This window comes from Thermoanaerobaculia bacterium (genome assembly GCA_035593605.1).
GTDB lineage: Bacteria > Acidobacteriota > Thermoanaerobaculia > UBA2201 > DAOSWS01 > DAOSWS01.
On the sequence record DAOSWS010000005.1, the window covers coordinates 141,727 to 149,830 of the forward strand.

Annotated in this window: 2 protein-coding genes; both read left to right on the plus strand. The window is 51.6% G+C overall.

What is annotated here, in order from left to right:
* The first annotated feature begins 2 nt into the window (after nt 1-2).
* Nucleotides 3-2,942 carry an adenylate/guanylate cyclase domain-containing protein gene (locus tag PLD04_03880; GenBank protein ID HXK67458.1) on the plus strand — a complete coding sequence of 980 codons (2,940 nt, stop codon included), beginning with the start codon at nt 3-5 and terminating at the stop codon, nt 2,940-2,942.
* 190 nt (nt 2,943-3,132) lie between these two features.
* Nucleotides 3,133-8,104 (plus strand): kelch repeat-containing protein (locus tag PLD04_03885; protein HXK67459.1); only part of this gene is annotated, 4,972 nt, incomplete at its 3' end.

Genomic DNA, 8,104 nt, shown 5'->3' on the forward strand with positions numbered 1-8,104 from the left:
GAATGAAACTCCCGTTTCTTTCCTTTCGACTGAAATTATTCTTTGTATTAGCGATAATCATAACGTTCCTTGTCGGATTTCTTTATCTCTCTCTTCGATTCGAAACGCATCGACAGATCGATCGTTCCGTATCCGCAGCCGCCACACAGGCCCAGAAGGCATTCCACGATGTGGAAACCCTCTGGCAGGATCAGCTTCGAAAGGTCAGTCTGCGGTTTACGGAATCGAGCCGGATTCCGGGAGCCTTTGAAGCGGCTCTGGATGAAGAAGATCCTGAAGTGCTGCTGGATGCGGCACGGTATGAACTTCGTCTTGCCGGGCTGAATGACGTACTGGCTGTTTTTGCATTCCCGGATGGCAAACCCTTTACCGCCATGGTAAGAGGTGAACCGGTGTCCTGGAGTGATGTTTTAACCCCCGGGGAGACAGTGAATGGAGAAGATCTCGAAGTCTCCATTCGCTACATCGTCTACGCCGGTGAACTTTATGCAGTCAGCATTGTCCCATTGAACTTCTTCGGCAGAATGCTGGGTGAAGTCATGCTGGGGTTTCCCGTAGACCGGGAAGTCAGCCTGCAGCTGGGTGAAGTTCTGAACGCTCAGGTGGCTTTCGTGGTAAACGGAACCAGCGTTGTGGCCACGGTTCCTAATTCCGACACCTTTCTTCTCAGTGCGATGGTTGCGGCAAGCAAGGGAGATCAGAGGGTAATCCAGATCCTTGAGGGGGGAAGTCTTGCGGTCATTTCCGACCCTCTCCCAACACCTTCCGGTGAACGGGCAGCACGCGTATGTGCCCTGGATTTGAAAGAGACTCTGGCACCCTTCCGCAAAATTCAGCAGGCTCTATGGATCATGGGATTGGCGGCCATGATCATGGCATTAATCGTTGCCACACTGCTTTCCAGGAGTTTGACTTCCCCCATTCGAAATCTCGTTCAGGCGACAGACCGTGTTGCCCTGGGTGATCTTGATTTTGAAGTGACCGTTACTTCCAGGGATGAGCTGGGTCTCCTCGCCCGGGCTTTCAACTCTATGGTGCGCGGACTCTCGTTAAAGGAGCGTTATCGCTCTCTGCTGGACAAAGTGGTCTCGGCAGAGGTGGCGGAAGAAATGTTAAAAGGAGAGGTTTTCCTGGGCGGGGAGACCAGGGAAATTACAACACTTTTTGCCGATATTCGTGGTTTTACCTCGTTGACCGAGGGGATGGAGCCTCAGGAGGTGATTGCCATGCTCAATGAAGTCATGGATCGGGAATCTGCATCGGTAGAGCAGGAAGGCGGAGTCGTCGATAAGTATGTGGGAGACGCATTGATGGCGGTCTTCGGTGCCCCCGTCGCCCATGAGGATGATCCGCTGCGGGCCGTAAAGGCGGCACTCTCGATGCAGAATGCCCTTTCGGAGCTCAACGAAAGCCGGTTGCAACGTGACCTGCCTTCCATCCATGTTGGGATCGGTGTCAATACCGGAGAGGCAGTTGCGGGAAATATGGGATCCCATCGACGTCTGAATTACACCGTGCTGGGAGAGTCCGTCAATCTGGCTTCCCGTCTTTGCTCTGCCGCTGGGCCCGGTGAGATTCTTGTTTCAGAATCAACCTATCGAAGAATCAGGAAGGATATTGATGCGGTAGAACGTGAGGCCATCAAAGTAAAGGGATTTACACGTCCCGTTCCGGTATATTCTGTGCTCAAATCCAGCCCGTCTTCCCGGGCCTCTTTCAACCCCACCATTCTTTCTGGAATGATACTTGCCCTGGTTTTCCTGTTTTCTTCCGTTCAGGGGATCATGGCCCAGAATAACCCCGGAATCGTGTACACATCATCGTCGGGTAATTTTCAGCTGGATCTTAAAGGCAGACTCTCTCTGGAGGGATATCTTCCTGATGACTCTCCAGCATGGCTCGTAGAAGATACCGAGGATGCCTTTGTAAGCGGTCGCATCAGCCTCTACCTGTCGGCAGACTGGAAGGGGTGGCTTCGTTTCCAGACCGAACTTCGGGGAGATCGAAGCGAATACCCTTCAAGTGAGCATATTTCCGGCCGCTTTCAGCAGGCCTATTTCCGCCTTAGCCATCCCGCTGGAAGGGGATTCTATTTCCAGGCAGGCAAATTTGTCTCTCCCTTTGGTGCCTACCCGAGACGACATGATTCCGTCGCGGACCCATTGATTCGCCCCCCCGTCATGTACGATTACCGGACCATGATCTGTCCGGGTTTCGCTCCTCCCGATAACAATAAATTCATTGACTGGAAGGATCGTCCCGAACATTTCCGACCGATGGGAGCTCCCATCATATGGGCCGCGCCTTACCAGATAGGCGCCCTGGTCGGGTTTCAGACAAAACGGATCGATCTCAAGCTTGGAATCATGAATGGAGCGCCTTCAGCGGAACCGAAAGAGTGGAACCGTATACCCTGGGAATCCTACAGTCCCTCCTATGTGGTTGATATCCTCTACACAGTAAGTTCACCGCTGAAAGTGGGATTTTCCTACAGCCGTGGTCCCTATTCCACGCCGGCGATTGAGTCTACTCTTCCGTATGATGCGACGATTGATGATTATATCCAGGAAATTTATGGACTGAATGCGGCGTATGCAGCGGGTTGGACCGAGGTTCGAGCAGAAATCTTCTGGGACCGGTGGGAAGTTCCAAACGTTACCACTGACCCGAAGGACCTCTCCTGGATGGCGGAAGTCAAGCAGAAATTCATGGCCGGATTCTTCGGTGCCGTTCGCTTTGGGAAAATACACTTCAACGACCTGAAACGGTCCAACGGTACTCCGGATCCGTGGGATTATGATTTTGAACGGCTTCAGGTCGGTCTGGGATACAACCTGACTCGAACCCTCCTTCTGAAGACCGAGTATATGTGGAACCGGACCGATGGCCCATACGATCCCAACGACAATCTGGCATCCGTACAGTTATCCTGGCTTTTCTGATTCCTTACCATCCTTACCAGCTTTCTAATTTCTGAACGACTGTAGGAGACCTTAAATCAATAAAGCGGACACATGATTGTCTGAAAATATGATTTGGAAGTGATTGAAATCACCTCTTTGTGCCGCTCTCTGTGCCATAATATATCTATGGCAGGACAGGCAGGTATCTGTCTGTCATAAGGAGGCAATTATGAGGCGAAGGCTATGGCTGAGTGTCTTATTGGCACTTGTCTGGGCATGTACTCTCTTTGCCAATCATCAACTGACCTTCGAGGAACGGGTTGAGGCTCAAAGAGCCATCGAACGGGTCTACTACAACCACCGGATCTGGCCTGAGGAAAATCCTGGACCGAAACCGCCCTTTGAATCCATGGTTTCAGACGATGACATCATTCATAAGGTCGAGACCTACCTGACTAAATCTTCTGCATTGCAACAATACTGGAGTCAATCCATTACGGTAGAACAGCTTCAGGGAGAACTCGAAAGAATGGGAAGGGAAACAATGGATCCGGAGGTATTAAAAGAGATCTTTTCAGCTCTCGGATACCACCCCGGCCTTATCGCGGAGTGTCTGGCCAGACCATGGTTGGTCGACCGTCTCCTCAGGCGTAAGTATGCCTATGACAACAGGTTCCAGGGGGAATTGCGGCGAAAAGTCCTTTCTATTCAGGACCAGATTTCATCCGATACCTTTGAGACATGGCCTGATGGTACATTTCACGAATTCCATTTCAAAAAAGACAAGGGAAACCATGTACCCTCGAACTTCAAAGATGCTCAGATGATAAGCAGTGCTGAGTTTGATGACCTTTCTAAACCATTTCCCGAACATGCAGGCGAAATCCGATTGGATGAGACTGCGGAGGCATTCATTCTAAGGCTGACCCTTCAGAAAGAGAATGACGAGATCCATGGTGCGATTCGAGTTTTCTACAAAATTCCATTTGACACGTGGTTTGAGGAAAAGGTCAGGCCATGTATAAATGTTGATAACAACCTGTCGACAGATACAGCTTCCTATACTCTGCCGGCAATAAGGGAGTTCAGTGGAGAATTCAGGCCTGACAGCTGGCTTACTGAGGAAAGTACGCCAAACAATCGCTCCCAGCACACGGCGGTCTGGACAGGAACTGAAATGATTATCTGGGGAGGGTACACAATCCTGAACGGGAAAAACTATCCACTTAATACCGGAGCGCGGTATAACCCATCTGTCGGACTTTCTGGATCATGGATCCCTATGTCGACATACAATGCGCCGACCTCACGGCTTCGTCATACGGCGGTCTGGACCGGAAATGAAATGATCATCTGGGGCGGGCTGGATCGGGACAACCGGACGAATTCAGGGGGTCGATACGACCCCGTGACCGACACCTGGACTGAAACGGAAATATCCGGAGCACCGGACCCCAGGTATGGACACACGGCGATCTGGATCGGATCAGAGATGGTTGTATGGGGTGGTGAAGTCTGTACCGATTATCCCGGGTGCAGCACTACAGAAAAGACAAATACCGGTGGACGATATAATCCAGCAACCGATACCTGGACAGCGACTTCCACGATTGCGAATGTACCATCCGGAAGAGATGGCCACACGGCAATCTATGGGAACAACCTGATGATTGTCTGGGGCGGATTCGATGGATCGAATTATCTGAATACGGGAGGAATGTACAATCCTGGTAATGACAGCTGGACCCCAACTCCTCTTTCAGGTGTACCTACAGCCAGAGCGAACCATACGGCTGTATGGAGCGGGCAGTATATGTATGTCTGGGGTGGTTATGGCTGTTACGACAGTGGCTGTACAATCCTTAGTTATTTGAATACGGGTGGTGGGTTACGCAAACAGGCTGTGAATTATGTCTGGAGTACGATGACCACCACGAATGCACCTTGGGCGCGTGCTGATCATACCGCCGTTTGGGCAAGTTCCTATGGAAAAATGATCATCTGGGGTGGGTATGGTGGAGGCTGGAGCCGACTCGGGGGAATGTATTCTCCCGACACGTGGGTTACAACCAGCCTGACCGATGCACCAGGCGCGCGTGAAGGTCATACGGCTGTCTGGACAGGATCCTACATGTTTCTCTGGGGAGGAGAATGTCTGGAGAATGGTTGTTATGAAGAATTGGTATACGGTGACGGGTTTATCTTTAACCCACAGTATGATCCCGGCCTCTGGGATTCTATGACCGAACTGGGGGACGAAGTGAAGGAGAACCGTTCCAGACATTCGTCCATTTGGACAGGTTCAGAGATGATTGTGTGGGGGGGACTCGTTCCCTGGTCTAGCTTGCCTGTGAATACCGGGTACCTCTACCAGCCTTCGTTAGGGTTGCGTCAGAACCTCTCCACATTGGGAGCACCTGACGCACGAACGAGCCCTTCGGCTGTCTGGACCGGGGAAGAGATGATCATATTCGGGGGAAGATATGCTGAATCATCCCTGGGAAGCGGGAATTCGTATGACCCTGGTTCGGACACCTGGACCGCAATCCCGGATTCTCCGGCACGGGGGTATCACTCTGCGATCTGGACAGGGTCAGCGATGGTCGTCTGGGGAGGGTACGACGGTACCGGTACGGGGGAAATCACAAACAGCGGAGCCCGGTATTATCCGGGTACGAGTTCATGGACAACTATGACAACCAGCGGTGCTCCATCCGCCCGCGCCCATCACACAGGGGTCTGGACCGGTGAAAGTATGATCGTCTGGGGCGGGTGCGGATATCTGTCCCCGGGAATTGATGAGGATGAGTGTCCAGGACCGCAGCTGAATACAGGCGGAATCTACTCGTTCAATGAAGTGGACCCGAACGACCCCGGGTCCTGGACGGCAACGTCGGATACAGGATCTCCCTCTGAACGCTATCGTCACTCGGCTATCTGGACTGGAGATGAAATGATCATCTGGGGCGGAGCTCAATGCGCCGGGTCTGTGCCCTGTGATGATTCCTACAATTATTTAAACGATGGCTATAGGTATGATCCTTCTCCGATGAGTCCCTCCGCCTGGACTCCTATTACCACACGGGCTCAACTGTCTTACCCGAGAGCCTTTCATTCTGCTACCTGGACCGGAAGTGAAATGATTATCTGGGGCGGGAGAGATGGCTCCGGGTACCTGAATTCCGGTGAATACTACGATCCGGACGCCGATACCTGGCGAAATACAAGTTTTTTTAATTCACCTTCAGCACGGTATCACCATACTGCCCTCTGGACGGGGGGAGAAATGATCATTGCAGGTGGAACACCGGACGGTGATCTCGGCTTCTATTTTCCCAACTCAGCCCCCACCTCCGCGCCGGAGATACTGAACGAGGTGGACGGTGAACCCGATACGATCAAGATTGGAGATGGGGATCCTCTGGAATTGACCCATCTTCTGAACGGATTTTCTCCCACTACATGGATGGATGACGTGGAGGGTGGGCAGAAATGGACCTGTAGCCCGGATCCTGCCTGTCCTGACGGTCAGTGGCACATTGTTACGAACGAAAATTGTACAACTCAGTCAGATTTTACATCTCCCTACCATGCCTGGCGTTTCGGATCGAGTTTTATTCCTGGAGAATTTTGTACGGCCGGAGATTCCATTGGAGGACCGGGTATTTATACCCTTATCTCTGCTTTCCCATTTGCGGTTGACCCCAATTCGCTGATCGAGTTTCGTTACTACCTCCGTGCGGACAACTTCCACTCGGACTCTGCACGAGTGGAGGCCTGTACCTGTACTTCAAGCATTGATTGCTCAAATTGCAGCGGGGGAGGGATTTGGATTACGCTGGCTATGGACACAAGCCATTTTTCAAGCTGGATGGATCCCGCACCGGTTCAGCTTGAAGATTTCTGTGTGGATTGGAAGGCGGCTCAGATAACCATGCCAGACTATCTTCCCGTAGGCTCCCATGTTCTGGTTCGATTCTCCTATGAACGAAAAGGATTCTCCGACGCATCTCTCGGTTGGCTCCTGGACGATGTGGGCATCGGTGTGCCCGGTGCGGATGGGAGCAATCCCTGCTCGGCCCAGGTCGACAGTCAGGGAAATGATCCCCAGGATTGCATTCCATACCACGATATGTGGGACAAAGCGACTTTTAGCTGGGACCTGGACGGTGATGACCTTCCCGACAACCCCGATGAAAATTCTCCGACTTGGTCTATTCCTGAGGAGGACCTGGACAACTACGGCTTGAATGTTCCCGGTGACCACGATTTGGCTCTCCGGGTAACGGATCTGCTGGGGATAGACGATGAAAACACGATCACGCTTCACGTTAAGGATGGAATTCCGCCTATCGTCGATGTAAAGGTGCCGAATGGCGGGGAGTCATGGGACTATTCGACAGATAATGAGAATCGGACGGATCATTTTATCGTCTGGGAGTCTTCTGATAATTTCCTGGTTCAACAGACGGCTCTATATTACTCCACCGATTCCGGTGGTACCTGGACCTGTATTGCTGATTCTATGTATAAGAATTACTCTGACAAAATTAGCCCGACTCCAATTCCGGATAATGACAGCAATGGTGTTGAGATTGAACTTATGATAGGTGATAGTATTTCCATTTCCGATATTAATGTCAGAGTGATGATTTCCCACCCAAGGGTCAGTGATCTGTCTATCGCTCTATACAGTCCTATGGGAACAAGAGTCGGACTCGCCGATCAATCCGGTGTGAGTGGGTCGGGATACAACATGACACTCTTTGATGACGAAGCCCTTATTGTTCTTGACGAAGGCAGTTCACCTTATACCGGTTTATTCAGGCCGGAAGAAAATCTTAGCGATTTCGATGGGGAAAATTCGGTTGGTACCTGGACCCTGAAAATTGTTGACTGGGTTGCAGGTGAGGTGGGATTTATTGAGAACTGGTGGGTCAATTTTTCCGACTGCAACAATATGAACCTGGCCGGATCCGATACTCTGGAGGCTGACTCGCAGAACTTCTGGTGGACGATGCCGACCCTGCAGGAGGCAGGAACAACCCTGCCGCCGCAAATCTTTCCCTCAGCTACGTCGCAGATCAAGGTGGTTGTGAATGACCTTTCAGATAATGAAACCAGTGATACATCCAGTTCCAACTTCTACATCATCCAGCCGACGACGACGGCGATCCGTACGCTGATTGTCTGGGACTCGG